The sequence below is a fragment of the Xanthomonas sp. BRIP62409 genome (assembly GCF_003992965.1).
GTDB lineage: Bacteria > Pseudomonadota > Gammaproteobacteria > Xanthomonadales > Xanthomonadaceae > Xanthomonas > Xanthomonas euroxanthea.
In genome coordinates, this window is sequence record NZ_QEZJ01000037.1 from 53,831 (window position 1) to 79,848 (window position 26,018).

General features: G+C 67.3%; 25 protein-coding genes and 1 tRNA gene. 19 read left to right on the forward strand and 7 right to left on the reverse strand.

The window, feature by feature from the left end; genetic code table 11:
* Positions 1-67 precede the first annotated feature (67 nt).
* From rpoE to recO, 9 genes are all read left to right on the forward strand, one after another.
* Positions 68-688, forward strand: a complete 621-nt coding sequence (gene rpoE, locus EO170_RS21275) for an RNA polymerase sigma factor RpoE (protein WP_043908138.1) — start codon at positions 68-70, stop codon at positions 686-688.
* Positions 685-1,572 carry a sigma-E factor negative regulatory protein gene (locus tag EO170_RS21280; RefSeq protein ID WP_126947945.1) on the forward strand — a complete coding sequence of 296 codons (888 nt, stop codon included), beginning with the start codon at positions 685-687 and terminating at the stop codon, positions 1,570-1,572. Before rpoE ends, EO170_RS21280 begins: the two co-directional genes overlap by 4 nt.
* A 109-nt stretch (positions 1,573-1,681) precedes the next feature.
* Positions 1,682-3,262 (forward strand): DegQ family serine endoprotease, encoded by a 1,581-nt coding sequence (locus tag EO170_RS21285; RefSeq protein ID WP_126947947.1) that lies wholly within the window; start codon positions 1,682-1,684, stop codon positions 3,260-3,262.
* 193 nt (positions 3,263-3,455) lie between these two features.
* Positions 3,456-5,246: a translation elongation factor 4 gene (gene lepA / locus EO170_RS21290; RefSeq protein ID WP_164741135.1), complete on the forward strand. Its 1,791-nt coding sequence runs from the start codon at positions 3,456-3,458 to the stop codon at positions 5,244-5,246.
* A 104-nt stretch (positions 5,247-5,350) separates the two neighbouring features.
* A complete protein-coding gene (gene lepB, locus EO170_RS21295) occupies positions 5,351-6,151 on the forward strand; it encodes a signal peptidase I (protein ID WP_126947951.1) in 801 nt (266 codons plus the stop codon).
* A gap of 28 nt (positions 6,152-6,179) precedes the next feature.
* A complete protein-coding gene (locus EO170_RS21300; RefSeq protein ID WP_104585853.1) occupies positions 6,180-6,557 on the forward strand; it encodes a DUF4845 domain-containing protein in 378 nt (125 codons plus the stop codon).
* Positions 6,547-7,227: a ribonuclease III gene (gene rnc / locus EO170_RS21305; protein ID WP_104585872.1), complete on the forward strand. Its 681-nt coding sequence runs from the start codon at positions 6,547-6,549 to the stop codon at positions 7,225-7,227. Before EO170_RS21300 ends, rnc begins: the two co-directional genes overlap by 11 nt.
* The gene (era, locus tag EO170_RS21310; RefSeq protein WP_104585851.1) at positions 7,224-8,123 is read left to right on the forward strand and encodes a GTPase Era; all 900 of its coding nucleotides are present in this window, start codon (positions 7,224-7,226) and stop codon (positions 8,121-8,123) included. Before rnc ends, era begins: the two co-directional genes overlap by 4 nt.
* Positions 8,124-8,346: 223 nt before the next feature.
* Positions 8,347-9,069, forward strand: coding sequence for a DNA repair protein RecO (gene recO, locus EO170_RS21315; RefSeq protein ID WP_104585849.1), 723 nt, complete (start codon positions 8,347-8,349; stop codon positions 9,067-9,069).
* A gap of 151 nt (positions 9,070-9,220) precedes the next feature.
* Here the strand turns inward: recO and EO170_RS21320 are convergent, their stop codons facing one another.
* A complete protein-coding gene (locus EO170_RS21320; protein ID WP_104650554.1) occupies positions 9,221-9,943 on the reverse strand; it encodes a response regulator in 723 nt (240 codons plus the stop codon).
* Between the two features lie 157 nt (positions 9,944-10,100).
* Here EO170_RS21320 and rlmD point away from each other — a divergent pair, with 157 nt between their 5' ends.
* From rlmD to EO170_RS21370, 10 genes are all read left to right on the forward strand, one after another.
* Positions 10,101-11,435: a 23S rRNA (uracil(1939)-C(5))-methyltransferase RlmD gene (gene rlmD / locus EO170_RS21325; RefSeq protein WP_126947953.1), complete on the forward strand. Its 1,335-nt coding sequence runs from the start codon at positions 10,101-10,103 to the stop codon at positions 11,433-11,435.
* A 103-nt stretch (positions 11,436-11,538) separates the two neighbouring features.
* Positions 11,539-12,036, forward strand: coding sequence for a CYTH domain-containing protein (locus tag EO170_RS21330; protein ID WP_126947955.1), 498 nt, complete (start codon positions 11,539-11,541; stop codon positions 12,034-12,036).
* Between the two features lie 149 nt (positions 12,037-12,185).
* A complete protein-coding gene (locus EO170_RS21335) occupies positions 12,186-12,869 on the forward strand; it encodes a DsbA family oxidoreductase (RefSeq protein WP_126947957.1) in 684 nt (227 codons plus the stop codon).
* 38 nt (positions 12,870-12,907) lie between these two features.
* Positions 12,908-13,915 (forward strand): FAD-dependent oxidoreductase, encoded by a 1,008-nt coding sequence (locus EO170_RS21340; protein WP_126947959.1) that lies wholly within the window; start codon positions 12,908-12,910, stop codon positions 13,913-13,915.
* Between the two features lie 4 nt (positions 13,916-13,919).
* Positions 13,920-15,485: a cryptochrome/photolyase family protein gene (locus EO170_RS21345; protein ID WP_164741133.1), complete on the forward strand. Its 1,566-nt coding sequence runs from the start codon at positions 13,920-13,922 to the stop codon at positions 15,483-15,485.
* Positions 15,486-15,624: 139 nt separating this feature from the next.
* Entirely contained in the window at positions 15,625-16,629 is a 1,005-nt protein-coding gene (gene nagZ, locus EO170_RS21350) for a beta-N-acetylhexosaminidase (protein ID WP_126947961.1), read from the forward strand.
* Positions 16,629-17,183: a hypoxanthine-guanine phosphoribosyltransferase gene (locus EO170_RS21355; protein ID WP_016903731.1), complete on the forward strand. Its 555-nt coding sequence runs from the start codon at positions 16,629-16,631 to the stop codon at positions 17,181-17,183. The genes nagZ and EO170_RS21355 overlap by 1 nt, the downstream gene beginning before the upstream one ends.
* 87 nt (positions 17,184-17,270) lie before the next feature.
* The gene (locus EO170_RS21360; RefSeq protein ID WP_126947963.1) at positions 17,271-18,023 is read left to right on the forward strand and encodes an S-methyl-5'-thioinosine phosphorylase; all 753 of its coding nucleotides are present in this window, start codon (positions 17,271-17,273) and stop codon (positions 18,021-18,023) included.
* A gap of 87 nt (positions 18,024-18,110) precedes the next feature.
* On the forward strand, positions 18,111-18,317 hold the full coding sequence (locus tag EO170_RS21365; protein ID WP_003488188.1) for a cold-shock protein: 207 nt from the start codon (positions 18,111-18,113) through the stop codon (positions 18,315-18,317).
* Positions 18,318-18,411: 94 nt separating this feature from the next.
* Entirely contained in the window at positions 18,412-19,677 is a 1,266-nt protein-coding gene (locus EO170_RS21370; RefSeq protein ID WP_126947965.1) for an NAD(P)/FAD-dependent oxidoreductase, read from the forward strand.
* 32 nt (positions 19,678-19,709) lie between these two features.
* Here the strand turns inward: EO170_RS21370 and pdeM are convergent, their stop codons facing one another.
* From pdeM to EO170_RS21395, 6 genes are all read right to left on the reverse strand, one after another.
* Positions 19,710-20,354, reverse strand: a complete 645-nt coding sequence (pdeM, locus tag EO170_RS21375; RefSeq protein ID WP_115047635.1) for a ligase-associated DNA damage response endonuclease PdeM — start codon at positions 20,352-20,354, stop codon at positions 19,710-19,712.
* Positions 20,344-22,740 (reverse strand): ligase-associated DNA damage response DEXH box helicase, encoded by a 2,397-nt coding sequence (locus EO170_RS21380; protein ID WP_164741134.1) that lies wholly within the window; start codon positions 22,738-22,740, stop codon positions 20,344-20,346. The genes pdeM and EO170_RS21380 overlap by 11 nt, the downstream gene beginning before the upstream one ends.
* A tRNA-OTHER gene (locus tag EO170_RS21570) sits at positions 22,700-22,801 on the reverse strand. The genes EO170_RS21380 and EO170_RS21570 overlap by 41 nt, the downstream gene beginning before the upstream one ends.
* A 31-nt stretch (positions 22,802-22,832) precedes the next feature.
* Complete coding sequence (locus EO170_RS21385) at positions 22,833-24,437, reverse strand: ATP-dependent DNA ligase (protein WP_126947969.1); 1,605 nt, start codon at positions 24,435-24,437, stop codon at positions 22,833-22,835.
* Positions 24,434-24,667 carry a hypothetical protein gene (locus EO170_RS21390; RefSeq protein WP_126947971.1) on the reverse strand — a complete coding sequence of 78 codons (234 nt, stop codon included), beginning with the start codon at positions 24,665-24,667 and terminating at the stop codon, positions 24,434-24,436. Before EO170_RS21390 ends, EO170_RS21385 begins: the two co-directional genes overlap by 4 nt.
* A complete protein-coding gene (locus tag EO170_RS21395; protein ID WP_119128982.1) occupies positions 24,664-25,674 on the reverse strand; it encodes a ligase-associated DNA damage response exonuclease in 1,011 nt (336 codons plus the stop codon). The genes EO170_RS21390 and EO170_RS21395 overlap by 4 nt, the downstream gene beginning before the upstream one ends.
* Positions 25,675-26,018: the final 344 nt, after the last annotated feature.

Here is a 26,018-nt window from a genome sequence, read left to right on the forward strand (position 1 = left end):
TGAACTTTTCCCTTCAATGGTTGTCTCATTGCCCGACTTCGGTGGGCTGACAGGAGTGCGGCCCGACATGGCCGAAGTCGATACACCTCAGGAGCTTGACCTGGAACTGGTCCGGCGTGTGCAGCGCGGCGAGAGCGCAGCGTTCGATGTGCTGGTGCGCAAATACCAGCACCGCATCGTTGCGTTGATCGGGCGCTACATCGCCGACTGGAGCGAATGCCAGGACGTGGCCCAGGATACGTTTGTGCGCGCCTACCGGGCGATCAACAGTTTCCGCGGCGACTCGCAGTTCTATACCTGGCTACACCGCATTGCCGTCAACACTGCCAAGAACCATCTGGTTGCGCACAACCGCCGTCCGCCCACCGACGATATCGAGATCAGCGATGCCGAACAGTTCGATGGTGCCACCCGCTTGCGCGACACCGACACCCCGGAGCGTGAACTGATGCGACAGGAGCTGGAACAAACGGTGATGCGCGCGGTCCAAGCCCTGCCGGAAGAGCTCCGGTCGGCCATCACCCTGCGCGAGGTGGATGGGCTGAGCTACGACGAAATCGCGCGAAAGATGGATTGCCCGATCGGAACGGTGCGCTCGCGCATCTTCCGGGCGCGCGAGGCCATCGACATTGAGCTGCGGCCTCTGCTGGAGACCGAAAGCGCCACCCGTGAGCGACACCGTGTATGAGCCATAACCCTGCCATGTCCACGACCGACAAGTTCGAGCGTCACTACCGCCAGCAGCTGTCTGCGCTGGTGGATGGCGAATTGAGCGCCGACGAGTCGCGCTTTTTGCTGCGCCGTCTGGCCCACGACGAAGAACTGGCCGGCTGCCACGAACGCTGGCAGCTGTGCGGCGATGTGCTGCGTGGTGCGGCGAGCGCGCCGGCACCGCTGGATTTTGCCGCGCGCGTGCGCAGTGCCATCGCCGATGAGCCGGTGCCGCAGGCGCAGCCATCCATGCGTCCGGCGGCGCGCTGGCGCTGGGGTGGTGGCGCGGCGATTGCGGCATCGGTCGCGGCGATCGCCTTGTTCATGGCGCGTGAGCGCTTGCCGGAGACGGCAGCGCCTGCCACGCAGGTCCCGGTGTTCGCCACCGTGGCACAGCTGCCCGCCACCGCGCAGGCTCCCACCACGCCCGTGGCGCCGAAGGGGCCGGCCGAGCCTGGCCCGGCAGCCCCCGACGAGGTCGCCGCGCTGGCCGCAGCGGTGCCGGCTGCCGCGCTGGCATCCACTCGCCGTGGCGCTGCCACGCGCAACCAACAGGTCGCCCGCAGCGTCGCGGCGCGGCAGCAGCAGGCGCCAGCCCGCGCGCTGGCATCCGCTGCTCCCGCCTCGGCGGCCACCACGGCCGTTGCGGCGCCATCGAATCCGTTCACGCATCCGGATACCACCCTGCAGGCGCGCCCGTGGCCGCGCGCGGCGCTGTCCGGTGCCGGCGACAGTCCGCTCAATGCCAGCTTCCGCCAAGGCGGCCAAGGCACCGCGTTCTATCCGTTCGAGCCCGCGCCGCAGGGTGTTGCCAGCCCTGCGCCAAGCCGGCCGCTGCCGGTGCAGCCGCCGCAGGATTGATACCGCCGCCGCTCTTCATCCGTTCGGCGCTTCCCCTTCCGTTATCGTGCCGGACCCCTGCAACGGCAGGGGCTTTGGCCCCTGTCGCCCTGCCATCGGAGGCAACCTGATGAACCACCGCATTCGCACCCAGATGTTCGGCCTGATCGCCATGACCTTGCCGCTGGCCGCCTGCGCGCAGCAGCCCGCGCCCGCTGCCAAGGACGTTGCCCCGATTGCCGCCAACCGCAGCGCCACGCCGGCGCCGCAGCTGGTGGCCGGGTTGCCGGACTTCACCAATCTGGTCGAGCAGGTCGGCCCGGGTGTGGTCAATATCGAAACCACCATCACCCGCAAGGACGCCATGGCGCGCCAGCGGCGCGGTGGTCCGGGTGGGCAGGACGGCGGCGCGATGCCCGGCGACGAGCAGATGCCGGAATTCTTCCGTCGCTTCTTCGGTCCGGATTTCCAGATGCCGGGCGGGCCGCGCCAGGGGCCGGGACAGGGCGGCGATGACGATGGCGGCATCGCCGGCAAGTCGATGGGTTCGGGCTTCATCATTTCGGCCGACGGCTATGTGCTGACCAATCACCACGTGGTCGATGGTGCCAGCGAGGTCACCGTCAAGCTGACCGACCGCCGCGAGTTCAAGGCCAAGGTGGTCGGCAGCGACGAGCAGTTCGACGTGGCGTTGCTCAAGATCGACGCCAAGGGCCTGCCGACGGTCCGCCTGGGCGATTCCAACACGCTCAAGCCGGGCCAGTGGGTGGTGGCGATCGGCTCGCCGTTCGGCCTGGATCACTCGGTCACCGCCGGCATCGTCAGCGCTACCGGGCGCAGCAATCCGTATGCGGACCAGCGCTACGTGCCCTTTATCCAGACCGACGTGGCGATCAACCAGGGCAACTCCGGCGGCCCGTTGCTCAATACGCGCGGTGAAGTGGTCGGCATCAACTCGCAGATCTTCTCCGCCTCCGGCGGCTACATGGGCATCAGTTTCGCGATCCCGATCGATCTGGCCTTCAGCGCTGCCGAGCAGATCAAGGCCACCGGCCACGTGAGCCGCGGCATGCTGGGCGTGGCGGTCGGCCCGATCGACTCGCTCAAGGCGCAGGGCCTGGGCCTGCCGGATACGCGTGGCGCACTGGTCAACGACATCCCGCCCGGTAGCCCCGCCGCCAAGGCCGGGATCGAGGTGGGCGATGTGATCCGCGCGGTCAACGGCAAGCCGATCGATGTCGCCAGCGACCTGCCGCCGATGATCGGGCTGATGGCGCCGGGTACCAAGGTCAACCTGGACGTGCTGCGCGATGGCAAGCCGCGCAAGGTGGCGGTCACCCTGACGACGCTGGACAACCCGGCCGGCAACGCCGCACCGCGCACCGCTGCCGACGACGCCAAGCCCGGCGCACCGGCCAGCGTGGAGCTGCTCGGCCTGCAGGTGGCCGATCTGACCGCCGTCGAGCGCAGCCGCCTGGGCCTGGAAGCAGGCGAGGGCGTGCGCATCGCCTCGGTGACCGGCGCGGCAGCACGCAGCACCCAGCCGCCGTTGTCGCCGGGTCTGGTCATCGCCCGCGTCGGCCGCACCAAGGTCGGCAGCGTCGCCGACCTCAACCGCGCCCTGTCTAGCTACAAGAAGGGCGACGTGGTCATGCTGCTGGTCACCGATGGCAAGGCGACCAGTTATGTGGCCTTGAAGGCGGGCGGCTGAGGGAGGAGTGGAGAATCGGGAATCGGGAATCGGGAATGGCAAGAGCGGCTCTGCGAGGTGAGAGCTCGCCTGGCTTTTCCGATTCCCCACTCCCGATTCCCAATTCTCGGCCCCGCGGGGCCGTGGCGTGCGATAATGCTGCGTTACCCTGACGACGGCACCGCCGGCGCCCACCTCAATGTCCTCTGATTCAATGCGGAATATCCGCAACTTCTCCATCATCGCCCACGTCGACCACGGCAAATCCACCCTGGCCGACCGGATCATCCAGCTGTGCGGCGGCCTGCAGGCGCGCGAGATGGAGGCCCAGGTGCTCGACTCCAACCCGATCGAGCGCGAACGCGGCATCACCATCAAGGCGCAGTCGGTGTCCTTGCCGTATACGGCCAAGGACGGGCAGGTCTACCACCTGAACTTCATCGACACCCCCGGGCATGTGGACTTCTCCTACGAGGTCAGCCGCTCGCTGGCCGCGTGCGAAGGCGCGCTGCTGGTGGTGGATGCGGCCCAGGGCGTGGAAGCGCAGTCGGTGGCCAACTGCTACACCGCGGTGGAGCAGGGCCTGGAAGTGGTGCCGGTGCTCAACAAGATCGACCTGCCGACCGCCGACATCGAGCGGGCCAAGGCCGAGATCGAAGCGGTGATCGGCATCGACGCCGAAGACGCGGTGGCGGTCAGCGCCAAGACCGGTCTGAACATCGACCTGGTGCTGGAAGCGATCGTGCAGCGGATTCCGCCGCCCACCCCCCGCGACACCGACAAGCTGCAGGCGCTGATCATCGACTCGTGGTTCGACAACTACCTGGGCGTGGTCTCGCTGGTGCGCGTGATGCAGGGCGAGATCAAGCCGGGCAGCAAGATCCTGGTGATGTCCACCGGCCGCACCCATCTGGTCGACAAGGTCGGCGTGTTCACGCCCAAGCGCAAGGAGCTTACCGCGCTGGGCGCGGGCGAAGTGGGCTGGATCAACGCCTCGATCAAGGATGTGCACGGCGCGCCGGTCGGCGACACCCTGACCCTGGCGGCCGACCCGGCGCCGCATGCGCTGCCCGGTTTCCAGGAAATGCAGCCGCGCGTGTTCGCCGGCCTGTTTCCGGTCGATGCCGAGGACTACCCGGATCTGCGCGAGGCGCTGGACAAGCTGCGCCTGAACGATGCGGCGCTGCGCTTCGAGCCGGAAAGCTCCGAGGCAATGGGCTTCGGCTTCCGTTGCGGCTTCCTCGGCATGCTGCACATGGAGATCGTGCAGGAGCGGCTGGAGCGCGAGTACAACCTCAACCTGATCTCGACCGCGCCGACCGTGGTCTACGAAGTGCTCAAGACCGACGGCAGCATCGTCCCGATGGACAATCCATCCAAGCTGCCGCCGCTGAACAACGTCGAAGAGATTCGCGAGCCGATCATCCGCGCCAACATCCTCACCCCGCCCGATTACGTCGGCAACATCATCACCTTGTGCGAAGAAAAGCGCGGCACCCAGATCGGCATCAACTACCTGGGCAGCCAGGTGCAGATCAGCTACGAGCTGCCGATGGCCGAAGTGGTGCTGGATTTCTTCGACAAGCTCAAGTCGGTGTCGCGCGGCTACGCCTCGCTGGATTACCACTTCCTGCGTTTCGATGCCGGCCCGTTCGTGCGCGTGGATACGCTGATCAATGGCGACAAGGTCGATGCGCTGTCGATCATCGTGCACCGCAGCTACGCCGACCGGCGCGGCCGCGAACTGTGCGAAAAGATGAAGGACCTGATCCCGCGGCAGATGTTCGACGTGGCGATCCAGGCCGCCGTGGGCTCGCAAATCATCTCGCGCTCCACGGTCAAGGCGATGCGCAAGAACGTGTTGGCCAAGTGCTATGGTGGCGACGTTTCGCGCAAGAAAAAGCTGCTCGAAAAGCAGAAGGAAGGCAAGAAGCGCATGAAGCAGGTCGGCCGCGTGGAGATTCCGCAGGAAGCCTTCCTGGCTGTCTTGCAGATGGATAAGTAACCGGGATTTGGGATTCGTGATTAGGGATTGGCAACGACTCGCCAGTCCTGAGTTTTTGCGAATCCCCGATCTCCAATCCCGAATCCCGTTCCGAAGGAACATCAATGAAATGGTTTGAAATCGCCCTGGTTGTGCTGACGCTGGGCACCGGCATCATCTGGCTGCTGGACAAGCTGTTCCTGGCCAAGCGCCGCGCTGCACGCGCCGGTCTTCTGGACAGCGAGCCGGCGATCATCGATTACTCGCGCGCCTTCTTTCCGGTGCTGGCGGTGGTGTTGATCCTGCGCAGTTTCGTGGCCGAGCCGTACAAGATTCCGTCCAGTTCGATGATGCCCAACCTGCTGATCGGCGACTTCATCCTGGTCAACAAGTTCGCCTACGGCTTCCGTCTGCCGATCACCAATACCAAGTTCATTCCGACCGGCGAGCCCAAGCGCGGCGACGTGGTGGTGTTCAAGCCGCCGCATGCGCCCGACCAGAACTGGATCAAGCGCGTGGTGGGTCTGCCGGGCGACAAGATCGGCTTCCACGGCGATACGCTGTACATCAACGACAAGCCGATGCGTTACACGGTCAAGGGCGAGTACATCGGCAAGGGCAAGGGCGCCGAGATGACCGGCACCACCTTGCTGGTCGAGGACTTGCCGGGCCGCACCCACACCGTGCTGGAGTGGGTCGACCGCAACATGCCGGCCGGGCAGGGCGACTGGACCGTGCCGGCGGACAGCTATTTCGTGATGGGGGATAATCGCGACAACAGCGAAGACAGCCGGTTCTGGACCCAGACGCACTTCCTGCCGGAGGCCAACCTGCGCGGCAAGGCGTTCCTGATCTGGCTCAATTGCGAAGGATGGTTCTGCAAGGGGAGTTTCGATCCGTCGCGGATCGGGACCGGAATCCAGTAATGCACGCACGGCGTGCCGGGGAAGCACAATGAAGCGCAAGCAAAGCGGTATGACGTTGACGTCGTTCGTGGTGGTGCTGGCGGTGGTCGGGTTTGCCCTGTACATCGGGATGAAGCTGTTTCCGATGTACCAGGAATACTATTCCGTGCGCACGGCCATGAAGAGCCTGGCCAAGGAGCCCGATAGCGCCAACATGGACCCGTCCAAGTTGCAGGACCTGTTCTTTCGCCGGCTGTACATCAACTACTCGGAAAACGTCAAGAAGGAAGACGTCAAGTTCGAGCGCGTGGACGGTGGCTGGCGCATGAAGGTCAACTATGAAGTCCGCCGCGAATTGATCGGCAATCTTGATGTCGTCGGCAAGTTCGAGACGTCCCAGGACATGACGGGACGTGGTGGCGAATAGGACATTCCAGCGTGGCGATCCGATCGGGCATGCGTTCGCCGATCCGGGTCTGCTCGCCCAGGCGCTGCGGCATCGCAGCGCCGGTACTCCGCATAACGAACGACTGGAATTCCTTGGCGACGGCATCGTCAACCTGCTGATCGCCGAGGCGCTGTATCAGCGCTGGCCCAAGGCCGACGAAGGCGCATTGACCCGCGCGCGCGCTGAACTCGTGCGCGAAGGGGCGCTGGCGGTGATCGGCCGCGCCCTCAACCTGGGCGAGCGGCTGACGCTGGGCCCGGGCGAGCTGAAGTCCGGCGGCCATCGACGCGATTCGATCCTGGCCGATGCGGTCGAGGCGATCGTGGCGGCGATCTATCTGGACTGCGGCTTCGAACGCTGCCGCGCGGTGGTGCTGCCCTGGTTCGAGCCCTCGTTGGCGGCGCTGCCGGTGGGCAAGGCGGAAAAAGACCCCAAGACCCGGCTGCAGGAATGGCTGCAGGCGCGGCAGCTGCCGCTGCCCAATTACGCGCTGATCAGCGAAAGCGGCGACGAACATGCCAAGCAGTTCCATGTCGCCTGCATCCTGGAGCAGCCCGTCGCCCGCGCCGAAGGCCAGGGCACCTCGCGTCGCCTCGCCGAGCAACAGGCGGCCACCCTCGTCATCGCACAACTGGATTCGAACACGTGAGCGCAACCTCTTCCCCCCACCGTAGCGGCAGCGTTGCGGTGATCGGCCGGCCCAACGTCGGCAAGTCCACCCTGACCAACGCCCTGGTCGGCGCGAAGGTCAGCATCGTGTCCAACCGGCCGCAGACCACGCGCCATCGGTTGCTGGGCATTGCCACCTTCCCCGAAGGGCAACTGGTGCTGGTCGACACGCCCGGGCTGCATCGCGAGCAGAAGCGCGCGATGAACCGGGTGATGAACCGCGCCGCGCGCGGCTCGCTGGAAGGCGTGGACGCGGCGGTGCTGGTGATCGAAGCCGGTCGCTGGGACGACGAGGACACCCTGGCCTTCAAGGTCCTGAGCGACGCCGAGGTACCAGTGGTGCTGGTGGTCAACAAGGTCGACCGGCTCAAGGACAAGACCGCGCTGTTCCCGTTCCTGGCCCAGGTCAGCGAGGGGCGGACGTTCGCGGCGGTGCATCCGGTGTCGGCGCTCAAGCGCAAGGGCCTGGAGGCGCTGGTCGGCGACCTGCTCAAGCTGGTGCCGGAAGCCGACGCGATGTTCGGCGAGGACGAGATCACCGACCGCAGTCAGCGCTTCCTGGCCGGGGAGCTGGTGCGCGAGCAATTGATGCGTCAGCTCGGCGAAGAACTGCCGTATGCCACCACCGTGGAGATCGAACGCTTTGCCGAAGATGGCGCGCTGCTGCGCATCGGCGCGGTGATCTGGGTCGAGCGCGAAGGCCAGAAGGCGATCGTGATCGGCAAGGGCGGTACCCGCCTGAAGGACATCGGCGGCAAGGCGCGGCTGCAGATGGAGCGGCTATTCGGTGCAAAAGTGTTCCTGGAAACCTGGGTGCGCGTGCGCGAAGGCTGGTCGGACGACGAAGCGGCATTGAAGGCGTTCGGATACGAATGAAGCCGGGACCTGGGACCCGGGACCCGGGACCCGAGAGCAGCGCCGGATCGGCCGTCGCAAGGCGGGGTGGACCGGTGCTGCGCAGCCAGCCGTGTGCTGGTCACGCCGCACGCGGGGCTGGCGAATGTGATGACGCGCCGCTTCGGCGGCATGTGGATCGAATGCCTGCCCTGGCATTTCCCGCGCCCCGGATTTCCGGACGTCGCTCAGGGCTCTGCAGCGCATGCTGATCGAACACGAACGCGGGTTCGTCCTGCATGTGCGCGCCTGGCGCGAGACCAGCCTGCTGGTGGAAGTGCTGAGCGAGCAGCATGGGCGGGTCGGGCTGTTGGCGCGCGGGGTGCAAGGCCCGCGCAAGCAGGCATTGCGGGCCGCGCTGCAGCCATTGCAGCTGATCCAGTTCACCGCGGTGCAACGCGGCGAACTGGCGCAGTTGCGTCAGGCCGAGGCGCTGGATACCGCCCCCCGCCTGGCGGGCGAATCCATGTTGGCCGGTTTCTATATCAGCGAGCTGCTGCTGCGCCTGGCGCCGCGCAACGATCCGGTGCCGGAGTTGTTCGATTGCTATGCACAGGCGCGCGCGCACCTGGCCTCCGGCCTGCCGCTGGCCTGGGGCCTGCGCCAGTTCGAGCGCGATGTGCTCGATGGCCTGGGCTTTGCGTTCGATCTGCAGCACGACCGCGACGGCCAGGCGATCGACCCGGCGGCGCGTTACCGGCTCGATCCACAGGAAGGCGCCTTGCGCGTATTGAGCGAGGCGATGGCGCAGGATCGGCGCGACACCGTGACCGGCGCGGCGCTGCTGGCCTTGGGCCAGGACGTCATGCCCGCGGCCGACGACATGCCGGGCCTGCGTCGCAGCATGCGTGGCGTGCTGCTGCATCATCTGAGCGGACGCGGGCTGAAATCCTGGGAAATGCTCGAGGATCTGGCGCGGCGGCGTTGAGGGGCGCAAGGCTGCTCGACCAGGCCTGGCGAGCAGTGCGCGGACGCGCGGCAGGGTCCAGGTGGACCCGCCGCGCACGCATGATGCGCGGTGTCGCGCGTCCCGACTGCCGACGCTGCGCCGCGTCCAAGAGCATCGGCGCCGTCATCCTTCAGTGCAGCAGCGCAGCCACCGCCGCGTGGAACTGCGTCTGTGCCGTGCTGGAATGCGGGTCGCCGCGCAGCAGGCGCACTGCGCCGGCAAGCCGCGCCGCGCCGACAAATCCGCAGCTGGCCTGCAGCCGATGCAGATGGCTGCGCAGCGCCTGATCGTCGCTGACCTGCAGGGCCGAATCCACCGCATCGCGGGTGCCTGGCAACTCGGCCAGGAACAACTCGCGCAGCGCGTTGAGATGGTGTTGCTGGCCGTTGAGCGCGCTGAGCGCGGCCGCTTCGTCCCAATCGCTGGCAGCGATGTCGACCACACCCACCGGTGCCATGCTGTAGCGGCCGCGCGCCAGTCCGCGACGGACCGCCTGCAGCAGGCGCTCGGAGGTCAGCGGCTTGACCAGCATTTCCAGGAACCCATCGGACTGCAGGCTGCGTTGCATCGCCAGATTGGTGTCCGCGGTGTGGGCCAGCGCGGGCACGTCCGGGTGCAGCAGGCGCAGTGCCCGCAACAGGCCGCTGCCGGTGCCATCGGGAAGATTGACGTCGATCAGCCACAGGTCGTGGCGGCGGTCGCGCGCGCGGTCCAGTGCCGACGACAAGGAGTCTGCGCAGTCCACATGGGCGGGAAGACCGTCCAGCACCGCCTGCAGAAAGCCACGGCTGATCGGGTCGTCCTCTACCAGCAAGAGTCGTGGTTGGGGTTCCTGGCGTGTTGCCATGTTCATGCTGCCTCCTTGTCAGCGATGCCGCGTCCTAGCAGCCGCGTGCAGCGGAAGTGTGCCTGTGTTTGCGGGGCGCGACAATTGTTCTGCGGCGCGAGGCGGCCGCGATCGATCGCATCTGCGACAATACGCACCCTTTTTGCCCGCAGCTCGTCGCCACGTGGCCAGAACCCGAAACCGCTTCGACCGTACGCCGTTCCAGACCGCGATCACCGACCTCAGCCACGACGGGCGCGGTGTGGCCCGCCGCGACGGCGAGGGCGGCAAAGTCACCTTCATCAGTGGCGCCTTGCCGGGTGAGCTGGTGCGTGCCGAACCCACCGCGCGCAGCCGGCATTTCGACGAGGCCAGGACGGTGGAGGTGCTGGAGGCATCGCCGCAGCGGGTGCCCCCGCGCTGCCCGCATTTCGGCGTCTGCGCCGGCTGCGTGCTGCAGCATCTGGAAGAGTCGCAGCAGATCGTGGCCAAGCAGCGCGTGTTGATGGACAACCTGGAGCGCATCGGCCACGTCACGCCGCAGGCGGTGTTGCCGGCCCTGGTCGGCGATAACTGGGGCTACCGGCGTAAAGGCCGCTTTTCGGTCCGTCGCGTCGAGAGGAAGGACAAGACCCTGGTGGGGTTTCGCGAGCTGGATCCGCGTTTCGTGGCCGATCTGTCGGTCTGTTACACGGTGATCCCGCAGATCGGCGAGAAGATTCCGCAGCTGGCGGCGCTGGTCGAAGGCCTGGACGGCAAGCGCGACATCCCGCAGATCGAATTCATTGCCGGCGACGAGGCGGTGGCGTTGACCATCCGCCACATGCAGCCGCTCAGCGAGCGCGATCTGCAGGCGCTGACGGCGTTCGCGCAGGCGCAGGGCTTTGCGATCTTCCTGCAGCCGGGCGGCGTGGATAGCGTGCATCCGCTGTGGCCGCAGCAGGTGCCGCTGTCGTTCCGCTTGCCGCAGTGGGATGTGGAGCTGGCGTTCCGGCCACTGGATTTCATCCAGGTCAACGCCTCGCTCAACCAGAAGATGATCGCGCATGCGCTGGCGCTGCTCGACGCCAGGCCCGACGACCGCGTGCTGGACCTGTTCTGTGGGCTGGGCAATTTCACCCTGCCGCTGGCGCGCGGCGTGCGCGAAGTGGTCGGGGTGGAGGGCGATGCCGGGCTGGTGGCGCGTGCGCGCGAGAATGCGCAGCGCAATGGGCTGGCCAATGCGCAGTTCCATGCGGCCGACCTGACCCAGGACCAGCGCAATGCTGCGTGGATGCGGCAGGGCTTCGACAAGCTGCTGCTGGACCCGCCGCGCTCGGGCGCGCTGGAAGTGCTGCAGCAGTTGCCGCTGAAAACGTTCGAGCGCATCGTCTATGTAAGCTGTCACCCCGGCTCGCTGGCGCGCGACGCCGGCTACCTGGTCAACGAGCAGGGCTTCACGCTCAAGGCCGCCGGCGCGATGGACATGTTTCCGCATACCGCGCATGTGGAGAGCATTGCGGTGTTTGAACGGCGGTGATTGGGGATTGGGCATTGGGGATTCGCAGGAGCGGATTCCCGACGCCCGCCAATTCGCTGCTGTGGCCAATCCCCAATCCCGAATCTCCAATCCCCCAAAATCCATGCCCATCGAAATCGAACGCAAATTCCTGGTGACCGGCGATGGCTGGCGCGCTGCCGCGCATGCGGTGATCCCGATGGCGCAGGGCTATATCAACGATCAGGCCGCCTTGCGCAGTGGTACGCAGAACGCGTCGGTGCGGGTGCGTATCCAGGGCCAGAGCGCGTTTCTCAATCTGAAATCGCGCGAGGTGGGGCACACGCGGCAGGAGTTCGAGTATCCGATTCCGGTGGTCGAGGCGCGTGCGCTGCTGGCGCTGTGCGTCGGCGGTTTGATCGACAAGCGCCGGCATCTGGTCCAGTACCAGGGGCATGTGTGGGAAGTGGACGAATTCCTTGGCGACAATGCCGGGCTGGTGGTGGCCGAGATCGAACTGGAACATGCCGACCAGGCCTTCGCCAGGCCTGCGTGGGTCGGCGCGGAAGTCACCGACGACGTGCGTTACTACAACCTGGCGCTGGCCTCGCATCCGTTCAAGAAGTGGAGCGGGGATGTGTGATTCGGGATTCGGGATTGGGCATTCGGGATTCGTAACAGCTAACGCGATGCGTCGGACTTGGGCTGATTGCGTTGCGACTCCCCACTCCCTGCCTTGGTATTGGGTTTATGCTTTGCGCATCCCCAATGACGCATCTCCAATCCCCGCCCATGCGCATCGATATCTGGTCTGACGTGGTCTGTCCCTGGTGCTGGATCGGCAAGCGCCGTTTCGAGCAGGCGGTGGCCGCGCTTGGTGCGCAGGCGCCGGCGCTGGACATCCATTACCACGCGTTCCAGCTCGATCCCGAGGCCGGCCTGGAGCCGACGCCGCTGCGTGATGCGCTGGCGCAAAAGTTCGGCGGTACTGCGCGTGTGGAGCAGATGCTGGCGCAGACCCAGGCCACTGCGCGCGCCGAAGGCCTGCCGTTCGACTTCGGGCGCGGGCAGGTGCAGGTCAGTACCCTGCGTGCGCATCGGCTGATCTGGCTGGCCAGCCGCGAGGGCGATGTCGAGGCCGTGATCGAAGCGCTGTTCCATGCGTATTTTGCCGAAGGCCAAAACGTCGGCGCGACCGAAACGCTGGTGGCCGCCGGCGCCGCTGGCGGCCTGGACGAGGCGCGCGTGCGTGCGCTGCTGGACTCCGACGAAGGCGTCGTTGCCGTCCAGGCGCAACTGGCGCAAGCCGCTGCGCTGGGAATCCGTGCGGTGCCCAGTTTCGTCATCGACGGACGCAGCCTGATCCAGGGCGCGCAGCCGCCGGAAAGCTTCGCGCAGGCGTTGTTGCAGCTGGCGGCCGAATCGGCGCCGATCGGTGGTCCCGATGCCTGCGGGCCGGACGGCTGCGCGGTATGAACGGCCGGCGGCGCGATGCGACTGCCGGCAGCTGAGAGATGACGCCCACCCGCTCGAAGACGGTTGCGGTGATCGGTGCCGGGTTGGCCGGGCTTGCCTGCGCGCAACGGCTGCAGGCGGCGGGTTTGGCGGTGACGCTGTTCGAGCAGGACACTCTGCCCGGCGGACGCATGCGCAGCTGTGGCGGCGATGGCTGGCAGTGCGATCACGGCGCGCAGTATTTCACCGCACGCGCCCCGGCGTTTGCCGCAGTGGTGGATGCGTGGATCGCGCGCGGCGCCGCGGCGGCCTGGCCTGCGCGCGTCGCCAGTTGGGATGGCACCGCCCTGCGTGCGTCGCACAGCGGGTTGACGCGCTTTGTCGGGGTGCCGGACATGGCCGCACCGGCACGTGCGCTTGCGGCCGACCTCGATGTTCGGTTGGGCACCTGCGTGCGGTCACTGCAACGCAATGGCGACGCCTGGCAGCTGGAGCTGGCGGAGGACGCGACGACACGCCCCTTCGACACTGTGCTGCTGGCGGTTCCGGCGCCGCGTGCGGCTGCCTTGCTAGCGGGCCTCGCACCCACGCTGGCGACGCTTGCCGCCACTGCACGGATGCAGCCGGCCTGGGCGGTGGTGCTGCGTTTCGACCTGGCGGTCGATCCCGGCTACGACGCCTTGTTCGTCAACGCTGGCCCGGTGCGCTGGGTGGCACGCAACTCCAGCAAGCCGGGGAGGGCGGGCGTGGAAACCTGGCTGCTGCATGCCACTGCCGATTGGAGTCAGGCGCATCTGGACGCAACGCCTGAGGCCGTGATCGCCAGCCTGTTGCCGGTGCTGGCCGCGCTCGGCCTGCCACCACCGCACTCCTGCGATGCATACCGCTGGACGGTGGCCAGCACCGAGCCTGCGTTGCAGATCGGCTGTGCCTGGGAGGCGCGGCCGGGCATCGGCATCTGCGGCGACTGGCTGGCCGGCGGCAAGGTCGAGGGGGCCTGGCAAAGCGGTGTGGCGTTGGCAGCGCGGGCGTGTGCCGGCGACGCCGCGGGCAGCGGTCAGGATTGATGTGGTGGCAGGCACAGCTGGCCACACCCCGCAGGCTGCCGCGCACACAGTGCGGCTGATCCTGGGCGATCAACTCAATCGGCAACACAGCTGGTTCGATGCGATCGATGCGGGCGTGGTCTACGTGCTGATGGAAGTGCGCGAGGAAACTGACTACGTGCTGCACCACGCGCAGAAGATCCTGGCGATCTTCGCGGCGATGCGCGCGTTCGCCGCGCACTTGCGGCAGGCCGGTCACCGGGTGCGTTATGTGGCCATCGACAACCCCAGCAATCGGCATGCGATCCCCGCCAATCTGGACGCGCTGATGGCGCATTACCGCGCCAGCCGGCTGGAGTACCAGGCGCCGGACGAATGGCGCCTGGATCAGGCATTGCAGCACTGGTGCGCGCGCCAGCCGTTCGCCACGCGCATGATCGATAGCGAGCATTTCCTGACCGAACGCGATGAGGTCGCCGGCTGTTTTCGCGCCGGTAGCCAATGGCGCATGGAAGTGTTCTACCGAAAGATGCGCCGTCGCCACCGGATCCTGCTCGATGCCGCGGGCGAGCCGGAAGGCGGGCGCTGGAATTTCGATCACGACAACCGTGCGCCATGGCCGGGCGATCCGCCCGCGCCGCAGGAGTGGCGCGCAGCGCACGATCACCGCGCGCTGTGGAGCAGTATCGAAGCAGCCGGCGTCCGCAGCTTCGGCGCACCAAACGCCGACGCGCTACCGTGGCCGCTGGACCGCGACGAAGCCTTGCAGCACCTGGATGCCTTCATGACGCATGCGTTGCCGCACTTCGGTCGCTACGAAGATGCGATGAGCACGCGCAGCCCGCGGCTGTTTCATTCGCTGCTGTCGTTCGCGCTCAACGTCAAGCTACTGCATCCGCGCGAGTTGATCGCGCGCGCGGAGGCGGCGTTGCACGACGGGCATGCGCCGCTGGCATCGGTGGAGGGCTTCATCCGCCAGATCCTGGGCTGGCGCGAATACGTGCGCGGCGTGTACTGGTCGCAGATGCCCGCCTATGCGCAGTCCAACCAGCTCGACCAGCATGCACCGCTACCGCACTGGTTCTGGGACGGGCAGATCGGCATGCGCTGCCTGGCCGATGCGATCGGCAATTCGCTGGCCAACGCGCACGCGCACCATATCCAGCGGCTGATGGTGATCGGCAATTTCGCGCTGTTGGCGGGGCTGGAGCCGCAGGCGCTGCATCGCTGGTACCTGGGGGTCTATATCGATGCGTTCGAATGGGTGGAACTGCCCAATACGGTCGGCATGAGCCAGTTCGCCGATGGCGGCCTGCTCGGCAGCAAGCCCTACATCAGCGGCGCAGCCTATATCGACCGCATGAGCGATTACTGCGGGGGCTGCCGCTACCAGCGCAAGGCGCGGGTCGGCGCGCAGGCCTGCCCGTACAACGCGCTGTACTGGGATTTCCTGGCGCGGCAGCGCACGCTGCTGGGTGCCAACGAGCGCCTGGCGCTGCCGTACCGGCAACTCGACGCCATGGCACCGGAGGTGCTGGAGCAGGTACAGGCGCAGGCCGCGTACTGGCGGGCAAATCTGGAGGTGCTCTGAGGCACGGCCGGCGGGCCGCGGCGGGGCCGAGACGGCGGCAAACGCGCGCCTGCCTGAATGCGCGATCTGACGCTGCAACGCGCATCTGCGACAATGCCGCGCTGCGCCAACCTGGCGCCTGGCCCGGGAGTCCCCCAACATGCTTCTGATCGGCGTTGCCGGTACCGAACTCAGCGCACAGGAACGCGACTGGCTGCAGCACGACGCGGTCGCCGGCGTAGTGCTGTTCACGCGCAACTTCGCCTCGCGCACGCAGGTGGCCGAGCTGTCTGCGTCCATCCGCGCGGCCGCACCGCGCCCGGTGCTGATCTGCGTGGACCAGGAGGGCGGGCGCGTACAGCGCTTTCGCGACGGCTACAGCGCGCTGGCGCCGCTGCAGAGCTTCGGCGTGCAGTACGCGCAGGACCCCGAGGCCGCGCTCGCCGCTGCGCGCGCGCATGCGCAGCTGATGGCCAGCGAGGTGCGTGCCAGCGGCGTGGACCTGAGCTTCGCGCCGGTGGTGGATCTGGGCCGTGGCAACCGCGCCATCGGCGACCGTGCCTTCAGCGACGACCCGCAGGTCGTGGCCAGCTTCACCCGCGCCTATGTGCAGGCGCTGCACGGCGCCGGCATGGCCGCCACGCTCAAGCATTTCCCCGGCCACGGCACCGTGCTGGAGGACACCCACGTCGACCATGCCAGCGACCCGCGGCCGCTGGAGGTCCTGCTGGCCGAGGATCTGGTGCCGTTCGTGGCCGGCATCGAGGCCGGCGCCGATGCGGTGATGATGGCGCACGTGGTCTACCCGCAGATCGCCCCGGAACCGGCCGGCTATTCGCCGCGCTGGATCGAGCAGATCCTGCGCGGGCAACTGGGCTTCCGTGGCGTGGTGTTCTCCGACGACATCGGCATGGCCGCCTCGTTCAGCGCCGGCGGCGTGGCGGGCCGGGTGCATGCGCATCTGGATGCCGGCTGCGACGTGGTGCTGGTCTGCCACCCGGAACTGGTCGATGAATCGCTGCAGGCCGTGGCCGGCCGCAGCCTCAATACCGCAGCATTGATCGGCCTGATCGGCCGCGGCGCGCTTGGCTGGGATGGCCTGCTCGCCGGCTCCGACGCCGCATTCACCACTCCCCTTTCCGCCTCTTTCGGAACAACTGCCTGATGTCCACGCTCACCATTTCCCAGGCCCTGGCCCAAGCCGACCTGCTGGTCGACCGCCCTGCCATCGATGCGGCCGTTGCCAGCATCGCCGACGCGATTGCGCGCGACTATGCTGGCGAAGTGCCGGTGTATCTCACCATCATGCACGGCGCGCTGCCGTTCTCCGGCCAGCTGGCGCTGGAGCTGGGCGCACGCGGCCAGGACCTGCAGTTCGATTACCTGCACGCCACCCGTTACCGCGGCGAAACCACCGGCGGCGAGCTGGTGTGGAAGCACCGTCCGGCCACTGCGCTGTTCGGCCGCCGGGTGATCCTGGTCGACGACATCCTCGATGAGGGCTACACGCTGCAGGGCGTGCGCCAATGGTGCCTGGAGCAGGGCGCCACCGACGTGCGCGTGGCGGTGCTGACCGTCAAGCGTCACGACCGTTGCGTGCCTGGCGTGGCCGCCGATTATGTCGGCGTGGAAGTGGCCGACCGTTACGTGTTCGGTTTCGGCATGGACGTCAACGAGCAGCTGCGCGGCATTCCCGCCATCTACGCGATGAAGCAGTAACTGCCGCAGCGTGCCCGCATTGCCGCGGGCAGCCCGGCGCGCACGCGTGCGCGCACCGTCATGTTTTTTTTGTAGCAGAGGTTGCTTGTGTCCCCCAATTCCATCGCATTGGCCGTCATCGGCGGCACTGGCGTCTACAAGCTCGCCCAGCTGGACGAGGTGCAGACGCACGCTATCGAAACGCCGTATGGCGCGCCCTCCGGCCCGATCCACGTCGGCATGTTGCTGGGCCACCGCGTGGCGTTCCTGGCGCGCCATGGCGAAGGCCATTCGCTGCCGCCGCACAAGGTCAATTACCGCGCAAACATCGCTGCGCTGCAGCAAATCGGCGCTGCGCGCGTGCTGGCGCTCAACACCGTCGGCGGCATCACCGAGCAGTTCGGTCCGCGCGTGCTGGCCTGCCCGGATCAGCTGATCGATTACACCTGGGGCCGCGTGTCCACCTTCTGCGAAGAGCCGGGCAGCGAAGTGCAGCACGTGGATTTCGGACATCCGTATTCGCCGATGTTCCGCAGCAAGGTCATCGCCGCCGCCAAGGTGACCGGCGTCACGATGGTTACCGGCGGATGCTACGGAGCCACCCAGGGACCGCGGCTGGAAACGATTGCAGAGATCGCCCGCATGCGTCGCGACGGCTGCGATCTGGTCGGCATGACCGGCATGCCCGAAGCCGGTCTTGCACGCGAAAAAGGCCTGGAATATGCGTGTTTGGCGATCGTGGCCAACTGGGCGGCCGGCTGCGGCGACGCGCAGGAAATCACCATGGCGGAGGTGTTGGCCAACGTCGATGCCGCCTCGTCCGGATTGCCGGAGCTGATTGGCGAACTTGCACGCGGGTGATTGTCATCGGGGCATAAGCTTTGCATACTCGGCGCGTACGCATTGCCGTACACCACCCATTAATTATTGCAAAGGTCTCGCATCACCATGCCGAACGGTACCGTCAAGTGGTTCAACGACGCCAAGGGATTTGGCTTCATCTCACCGGAGGACGGCAGCGCCGATGTCTTCGCGCACTTCTCCGCGATCAACTCCAAGGGCTTCCGCAGCCTGCAGGAAGGCCAGCGCGTCAGTTATGACGTGACCCAGGGCCCCAAGGGTGCCCAGGCTTCGAACATCACGCCGGTCGAGTGATGTGACTCGATTGTGCGGTTGAAGAACCCCGCCACGGCGGGGTTTTTTTTGCACCGGTCCATGCGGGGTCGGTGAGCTTCAAAGAGCGAAGGACATGCAGCGAACATTGCGGATTGCGGTAGTGGGCTATGGCACGGCGGGGCAGGCACTGGCCGCGCTGCTGGGCGCCGACGGGCATCGACTGGACGTGTTCGAACGCGCTGCCGCGCCCGGGCCGGTGGGCGCAGGGTTCCTGCTGCAGCCCAGCGGCTTGCAGGTGCTGTGGAAGATGGGATTGCTGCCGCAGGCGCTTGCGCATGGCGCGCCGGTGCGCCGGCTGTATGGCGAAACGCCGTGCGGACGCGCGGTGATGGACATGCAGTATCGCGACCTGGATGCGCGGCTGATGGGCCTGGGGATGCAGCGCGGCGCCTTGTTCACGCTGTTGCGCGAGGCCTGGCCGGAGCACGCGCAACTGCATGTGGATACGCAGATCACCGCCATCGATCACGACGGCGTGCGCGTGCAGGACCAGCGTGGGCACTGGCATGGCCGCTACGATCTGATCATCGCCGCCGATGGTTCCGCATCGGCCTTGCGCGCGCAGGCGCAGGGCACGCGGCTGGATCGGGTGTATTCGTGGGGGGCGTTGTGGTGTCTGCTGCCGCGCGAGGACTGGCCGTTTGTCGACGAGTTACGCCAGCGCTATATCGGCGCGCGCAAGATGATCGGCCTGCTGCCGGTGGGCACGCGCCCGGGCGACGACACCCCGCGGCTGAGTTTTTTCTGGAGCCTGCCGTGCAGCGATTTTTCCGCATGGGAACAGCGCGGCATTGCCGCATGGCGCGAGGAGATCGCGCAGATGTGGCCGCAGGCGCATGCGCGTCTGGACAGTGTGCAGGTGCATGGCGCACTGGCGCGTGCCAGTTACCGCGACGCGGTGGTCAAACGCTGGCATCGCGGCCGTTTCGTGCTGGCCGGCGATGCTGCGCATGCGATGAGTCCGCAGCTGGGGCAGGGCGTCAACATGGCGCTGCTGGACGCATTGGCGCTGCGCGATGCCTTGCGGGCCGGTGCCGATCTGGATGCGGCCTTGCAGCGCTACCAGCGCGAGCGCCAGGCGCATGTGGCGATCTACCACCGCTGGAGCCGTTGGCTGACGCCGCTGTTCCAGTCCGAACGCGATCTGTGGGCGCACGGGCGCGACCTGCTGCTGCACCCGATGGGGCGCGTGCCCGGCGGGCGCGGACACATGTTGCGCGTGCTCAGCGGCACCCAGCACGGCTGGTTCGGCAAACTGGCATTGGCGCCGGAGTTCGTGGAGGCCTTGTCGCAACCGGTGCCGCGTGTGGCCGTCGACAAGGCCGAAGCGGCCGCATAGAGGCCGTCGCGGCCCACGCACGGCCGCGCCCGCTAGCGCACCGGCAATGCCAGCGCATCGTCTTCCACGCAGGCAACCAGGCGTTCGCCTTCGACCAGCGTCGGCACGATGCCGGCGGTGAAATGCGAGAACGCCGGCAGGATGGTGACGCGCTCGCGCAACCAGAACGCCGGCCAGCGACGCGCCATGCCGGGCAGTGCGGCCAGCGGATGCAGATGCCCGCACAGCACGTGCCCGGTCGGATGCGGCAGCGGATCATGGCGCAGTACGAAGGGGCCATCTTCCACCTGTTCGCCGGCCGGCTCGATATGCAGATCGGCGCCGGCCAAGGCGCGGTCGTGATTGCCGCGGATGGCGATCACGCGCAATGCGCAATGCCGCTCGCGCCACGCGCTCCAGCGGCGATGCCAGGCTGCGCGCGGTGCAGGGCCATGCAGCAGGTCGCCGAGTATCCACAACGCGTCCACCTCGCGCTGTTCCAGCAGCGCATCCAGCCGTTCCAGATCATGCGCGGTGCCGCCGGCCGGCATCCCGATGCCGGCGCGACGGAACACATCGGCCTTGCCCAGATGCAGGTCGGCGATCAACAAGGCGCGTTGTGCCGGGCGATACAGTGCGCGTTCGCCGAGCAGTTCCACCGTTTCGCCGGCCAGCTGCAGCTGCACGCTATCGCCCATGTTTGCGCTCCAGTTGTTCGGCAGCACGCAACACGCGGGCCTTCCAGTCTTCGGTACTAAGTTGGCCGCGCACACGTTCGGCCCATAGCGGAAACGACAACGGGGTGAGGCTGCGCGGTTTGCACAGGCGCAGGTCGCGCCGCGCGCAATCTTCCAGCGCATGTGCAAGCCGTGCCAGCTCGAGCTGGCCTTCGAATACTTCGCGCTCGGCCTGCGCGAGCAGCAGATGATCCGGATCGAAACGCTGCAACACGTCGTACAGCAATCCGCTGGAGGCCTGCAGCTGACGCAGGCTGCGTGGTGCACGGCCGGGCAACGATGGCGACAGCAAACCGGCCACGCGCGCAATCTCGCGGAACTGGCGGCGTGCCAGCTCGCCCAGGTTGAGGCTGTCGCGCAGATCGGCAAACAGGCCCTCCGGCGACAGCAAGGCCTGCAAGACGCCCGCATCGAGGTCCACGTCCTGCGCCGGCGACAGCACAAAGCCGTAATCGTTGGCAGCAAAACTGAAGGTATTGCGCTGGCGCCGGCCCCAGCGCGCCGCCAGCAACGCGGCCAGCCCTTCGTTGACCTGGCGGCCGGCGAACGGATACACGAACACGTGCCGGCCATCGCGGGCCTTGATGCTTTCCACCAGCAGATGGTCAGGGCCGGGCAACGAGGACAGTGACGATTGCAGGCGCAGCAACGGTGCCAGCGCCTGCATCTCCGGCGCGTCGCCGGGATCGGCAAACACCGCTTCGACCTCGTGGCCCAGGGCCGACGACAATGGCATGCGCCCGCCCATCCACTTGGGCACCACGCCGCTGCCGCCCTTGGCCACGCGCACATAGGCGGTCATGTCTTCCAGCCGCACCAGCTCCAGCAAACGGCCGGCAAATTGAAACCGGTCGCCACGGCGCAGACGGCCGACGAACTGTTCCTCCACCGCGCCCAGGCGCCCGCCGCGCAGGAACTGCACGCGCACGCTGCCGTCGCTGGTGATCGTGCCGATGGACAGGCGATGCCGCAGCGCCACGCGCCGATCGATGACGCGATACACGCCCTGTTCGTCGCGCACGACCTTGTGGAAATCCGGGTAATGCGCCAGCGCGCTGCCGCCTTGCACGATGAAGTCCAGCACCGCCTGCCAGGTGGCATGATCCAGTGCTGCAAACGCATCGGTGCCGCGCACCTGCTCGAACACTGCATCGGCCTGAAAGCCGCCACCCAGTGCCAGGGTCACGCAGTGCTGCGCCAACACATCCAGCGACAGCCGCGGCGGCGGCCGCGCTTCGATCTGGCCGTGCGCGATGGCGCGCCGCGCGGCTGCATACTCCACCAGCTCCAGCGCATGCGAGGGCACGCACACCACATGCCCGGATTCGCCCGGACGGTGGCGCGCGCGGCCGGCGCGTTGCAGCAGGCGCGCAATGCCCTTGGGGCTGCCGACCTGCAGCACCTGATCGACGGCGGGGAAATCCACGCCCAGGTCCAGGCTGGAGGTGGCGACCACGCAGCGCAGGCTGCCATCGCGCAAGCCGTGTTCGGCGGCCGCTCGCAAGGACGGGTCCAGCGAGCCGTGATGCAGCGCGAGCGTGGCCAGGTCGTCCGGCCACACCGCACTCAAGGCCTGATGCCACAACTCGGCCTGCGCGCGCGTATTGGTGAACACCAGGCTGGTGCGCTGCTGCATGATCTTCTGCAGTACGCGCGCCAGCTGCGCCAGGCCCAGATGCCCGGCCCACGGAAAGCGCTCGCCGCTGTCGGGCAGCAGCGTTTCCAGGGTCATCGCGCGGGGTTTGACGCCCGAGACCAGCGCAGCATCGGGAAGATGCGGCAGCAGCACGTCGCGTGCCTGCGCCAGGTTGCCCAGCGTCGCCGACAGGCCCCAGATGCGCAGCGCCGGCGCCCAGCCGCGCAGCCGCGCCAGGCACAGCTGCAGCAACACGCCGCGCTTGTTGCCGAGCAGCTCATGCCATTCGTCGACGATCACGCAGCGCAGCGCCGACAACTGTGGCGCGGTGTCGGGGTAGGACAACAGCAAGGCCAGCGATTCGGGCGTGGTGACCAGCACATCGAGCTTGCCGCTGCGCGCCAGCCGCTTGTCGCGCGCGCTGGCGTCGCCGGTCCGCAGGCCCACCTGCCAATCCAGCCCCAAGGCCTCCACCGGCTCGCGCAGGGCGCGTGCGGTATCGGCGGCGAGTGCGCGCAGGGGCGTGATCCACAGCACCTGCAGCGTGCGTTGCTGTTGGCGCCGCGCGGCCGGCGCGGGCTTGCTCGTCGGCTTGCGTCCACGCGTGGACAAGGCCTCCAGCAATGGCCCGCCGAAGGCAGCCAGCGTCTTGCCGCTGCCGGTGGGCGTATGCAGCAAGCCGGACTCGCCGGCGAGATAGCGCTTCCACACATCGCGTTGAAATGGCAACGGCGCCCAGCCGCGCTGCGCGAACCAGGCACGCCATTGCTGCAAGGGCGTGCCGCGCGTCTGCTGCGCGGCACTCACCGTGCCAGCGCCTGCAGGCTGCTCAGGTGATCGGCCTCGCTCATCGGCTTGTCCTGCCGCCAGCGCAGGATGCGTGGGAAACGCACCGCAATGCCGGACTTGTGCCGCGCGCTGCGGTTGACCGCTTCGAACCCCAGCTCGAAGACGTGATGCGCGGTGACCGCACGCACCGGGCCGAAGCGCTCGGTGGTGTTGGCGCGGATCCAGCGATCCAGCTGCAGGATCTCCTTGTCGTCCAGACCCGAGTAGGCCTTGGCGATCGGCACCAGCTGGCCCTCGTGCCATAGCCCGAAGGTGTAGTCGGTATACAGCGTGCTGCGGCGGCCGTGGCCGGCCTGCGCATACAGCAGCACCGCGTCGATGGTGAGCGGGTCGATCTTCCATTTCCACCAGTCGCCGCGGCGGCGGCCAGACTGGTAGATCGAGCTGGCGCGCTTGAGCATCAGCCCTTCCACACCGCGCTCGCGTGCATCCAGGCGCACCTGCGCCGCCGCCTGCCAGTCGCCGACCCGCACCAACGGCGAGGCGACGATGCGCGGGTCGGCGAGCGTACCCAGCACCCCTTCCAGCAACGCGCGGCGCTCCTGCAAGGGACGTTCGCGCAAGTCCTCGCCGCCGAGCTCAAGCAGATCGTAGGCCACCACCCGCGCCGGCGCCGCCGCCAAGGTCTTTGGCCCGGGCTTGAGCCGCTGGATGCGCGTCTGCAACGCGGTGAACGGCATTGGCAAGGGCTGCTCCGGTTGCCAGGCCAGCAGCTCGCCGTCGATGACGGTGCCATCGGGCAACTGCAGCGCGGCCTGTTCGATTTCCGGGAAGCGGCCATCCAGGCGTTCTTCGCCACGCGACCACAGCGCCGCTTCGCCCGCGCGTCGAATCAGCTGCAGGCGGATGCCGTCCCACTTCCATTCCAGCAACCAGTCATCGACCGCGCCCAGCGTTTCGACCTCGGCTTCGAGTGGCGATGCGAGAAAGAACGGGTAGGGCTGTTGACGATCGCCGGGCAGTTCTTCGGCAGTCAGCAGGTTGGCCAGATAGGTCGGATGCGGCCGCCAGCTGCCGAGCATGCGCTGCGCGATGCGTGCGATCTCGATTCCTGACATCTCCGCCAGCGCCTGCTGCACCAGGCGCTGCGACACGCCCACGCGCAAGGCGCCGGTCAGCAGCTTGTTGAACACCAGGCGCTCGTCGAAGGCCAGGCTGCGCCACGCCTGCACGATGCAGGCCTTGCGCACCTCGACATCTTTATTTGCGACCGGCAGCAACCGCTGCTCGATCCAGTCGGCCAACGGCAGATCGGCCGCTTCGGTGATCGGGTCGTCCAGCAACAAGGCCAAGGTCTCGGCCAGGTCGCCGACATGGTCGTAGCTGTCGGCCACCAGCCAGTCGGCGATGCCGGCGGCTTCGGTGATCCATTCGCGCAATTCGCCACTGCTGGCAATGCGCATGCGCGTGCCGGCCACCTTGCCGCCGGCCAGCAGGTACAGCGCCCACGCCGCATCCAGCGGCGGTGCGCTGCTGAAGTAGGCGACCAAGGCCGCACGCTTGTCGAGCGTGCCGGTACTGCGATCCAGGGTGCGGTACAACGCGGCAAATCGCTTCACGCCGGGCCCTGCAGGTATGCGCGGTCGTCGGCAGCACGCAGCTCCAGTGCGCGGCGCGTAAACGCGCTCAGGCAGCGTGGACGCCGGTAGGGCCGCGGCGGCCCGATCACCGCGGCCGGCACGGCGCGATGTAGGCGAAATGCCAATGCGTGCCGGCGGAACGCGAGGGCGCCGGTCAGACGCAGACGTGGGCGCGCGCGCGCATAACGGCGTGCAGGCAAGGGGTTCATTCCTCGGCTCCGAAATCGGTACGGAAGGCTTCGGCAGCGACGCCGCGCTCCAGCAGGTGCTGGATCAAGGCATCGGTGTTGCCGTGGGTGGCGATCACCCGCCGTGCGCCGGTGTCTTCGATGGTGCGCAGCAGGTCCGGCCAGTCGGCATGATCGGACACCACGAAGCCGCGGTCGTAATTGCGCCGACGGCGGTTGCCGCGAATGCGCATCCAGCCCGATGCGAAGCCTTGTTGCGCATGCCGGAAGCGACGGATCCAGGCACTGCCGGCCGCCGATGGCGGCGCCAATACCAGTTGCCCGGCATAGTCGGCGCCACGCGCGTGTTCGCTGACCGGTTGGGTGTCCAGCATCGGGATGCCGGCCTGGCGATACACCTCCACGCCCACGGCGATGGCGCCATGCAGCAACGCCGGTTGCGTATCCCAGGCGCGCAATTCGGCCAGCACGCGTTGCGCCTTGCCCAGGGCATAGCAATACAGAATGGCCGCCTCGCCACGTTCGGCGCATTCGTGGCGCCAGGCGACGATGTCGGCCGCGACATCGGAAGTGTCCGGCCAGCGATACACCGGCAGCCCGAAGGTCGCTTCGGTGATGAAGGTGTCGCAGGGCACCACTTCGAATGGCTTGCAGGTGGGATCGTGCTGGCGCTTGTAGTCGCCCGAGGCGACCCAGACTTCGCCATCCACCTCGATGCGCACCTGCGCCGAGCCGAGCACATGCCCGGCCGGATGCAACGACACCCGCGCGCGTCCCAGATCGAACGCTTCGCCGTCGGCATGCGTGTGATAGACCTGCTCGCCGAGGCGCCATTGCAGGATCGGCAGGCTCTCGTGCGTGCAGTGGTACTCGCCCATGCCGCTGCGTGCGTGGTCGCCGTGTCCGTGGGTGATCACCGCACGTGGCACCGGCCGCCAGGGATCGATATGGAAATCACCCTGCGGGCAATACAGGCCTTCGGGCCCGAGCACCACCAGATCGCCAGATTGTTCGTTGCCGTTGCGCATGCGGCAACTCTGGCCAAGCCGGTGTGCAGATCCTGAGAATGGGAATGGCACGCATCGGTGTACCGATGCGGCAAGCGCTCGCAGACGTTGGTTGCTGATTGCGTGAGTGCGTCATCAAGGCGAATGAAGCGAGTCGATCAAGCGCCTGGCGTGGCGCGGGCTGCGCCTTGAATGCAGCGGGCACCTCAATGCCTCGCCCGGTTCCTCATCGGGGCAGTCAATGGAGATCAGGAAAATAAGATTCGCAAAAGCGAACCCACACAGGCGCTGTCCAGCATCCTCCTCGCCGATTCCCGATTCCCGATTCCCGATTCCCGATTCCCGATTCCCGATTCCCCCAATCC

Coding starts and splice junctions, on each gene's coding strand:
- EO170_RS21280 (WP_126947945.1), top strand. CDS start 685: ATGAGCCATAACCCTGCCATGTCCACGACCGACAAGTTCGAGCGTCAC.
- lepA (WP_164741135.1), top strand. CDS start 3,456: ATGCGGAATATCCGCAACTTCTCCATCATCGCCCACGTCGACCACGGC.
- EO170_RS21395 (WP_119128982.1), bottom strand. CDS start 25,674: ATGCGCAACGGCAACGAACAATCTGGCGATCTGGTGGTGCTCGGGCCC.
- nagZ (WP_126947961.1), top strand. CDS start 15,625: ATGCTTCTGATCGGCGTTGCCGGTACCGAACTCAGCGCACAGGAACGC.
- EO170_RS21365 (WP_003488188.1), top strand. CDS start 18,111: ATGCCGAACGGTACCGTCAAGTGGTTCAACGACGCCAAGGGATTTGGC.
- rpoE (WP_043908138.1), top strand. CDS start 68: ATGGCCGAAGTCGATACACCTCAGGAGCTTGACCTGGAACTGGTCCGG.
- recO (WP_104585849.1), top strand. CDS start 8,347: ATGCTGATCGAACACGAACGCGGGTTCGTCCTGCATGTGCGCGCCTGG.
- EO170_RS21285 (WP_126947947.1), top strand. CDS start 1,682: ATGAACCACCGCATTCGCACCCAGATGTTCGGCCTGATCGCCATGACC.
- EO170_RS21355 (WP_016903731.1), top strand. CDS start 16,629: ATGTCCACGCTCACCATTTCCCAGGCCCTGGCCCAAGCCGACCTGCTG.
- EO170_RS21330 (WP_126947955.1), top strand. CDS start 11,539: ATGCCCATCGAAATCGAACGCAAATTCCTGGTGACCGGCGATGGCTGG.
- EO170_RS21390 (WP_126947971.1), bottom strand. CDS start 24,667: ATGAACCCCTTGCCTGCACGCCGTTATGCGCGCGCGCGCCCACGTCTG.
- EO170_RS21340 (WP_126947959.1), top strand. CDS start 12,908: ATGACGCCCACCCGCTCGAAGACGGTTGCGGTGATCGGTGCCGGGTTG.
- EO170_RS21370 (WP_126947965.1), top strand. CDS start 18,412: ATGCAGCGAACATTGCGGATTGCGGTAGTGGGCTATGGCACGGCGGGG.
- lepB (WP_126947951.1), top strand. CDS start 5,351: ATGAAATGGTTTGAAATCGCCCTGGTTGTGCTGACGCTGGGCACCGGC.
- EO170_RS21335 (WP_126947957.1), top strand. CDS start 12,186: ATGCGCATCGATATCTGGTCTGACGTGGTCTGTCCCTGGTGCTGGATC.
- EO170_RS21320 (WP_104650554.1), bottom strand. CDS start 9,943: ATGAACATGGCAACACGCCAGGAACCCCAACCACGACTCTTGCTGGTA.
- pdeM (WP_115047635.1), bottom strand. CDS start 20,354: ATGGGCGATAGCGTGCAGCTGCAGCTGGCCGGCGAAACGGTGGAACTG.
- EO170_RS21300 (WP_104585853.1), top strand. CDS start 6,180: ATGAAGCGCAAGCAAAGCGGTATGACGTTGACGTCGTTCGTGGTGGTG.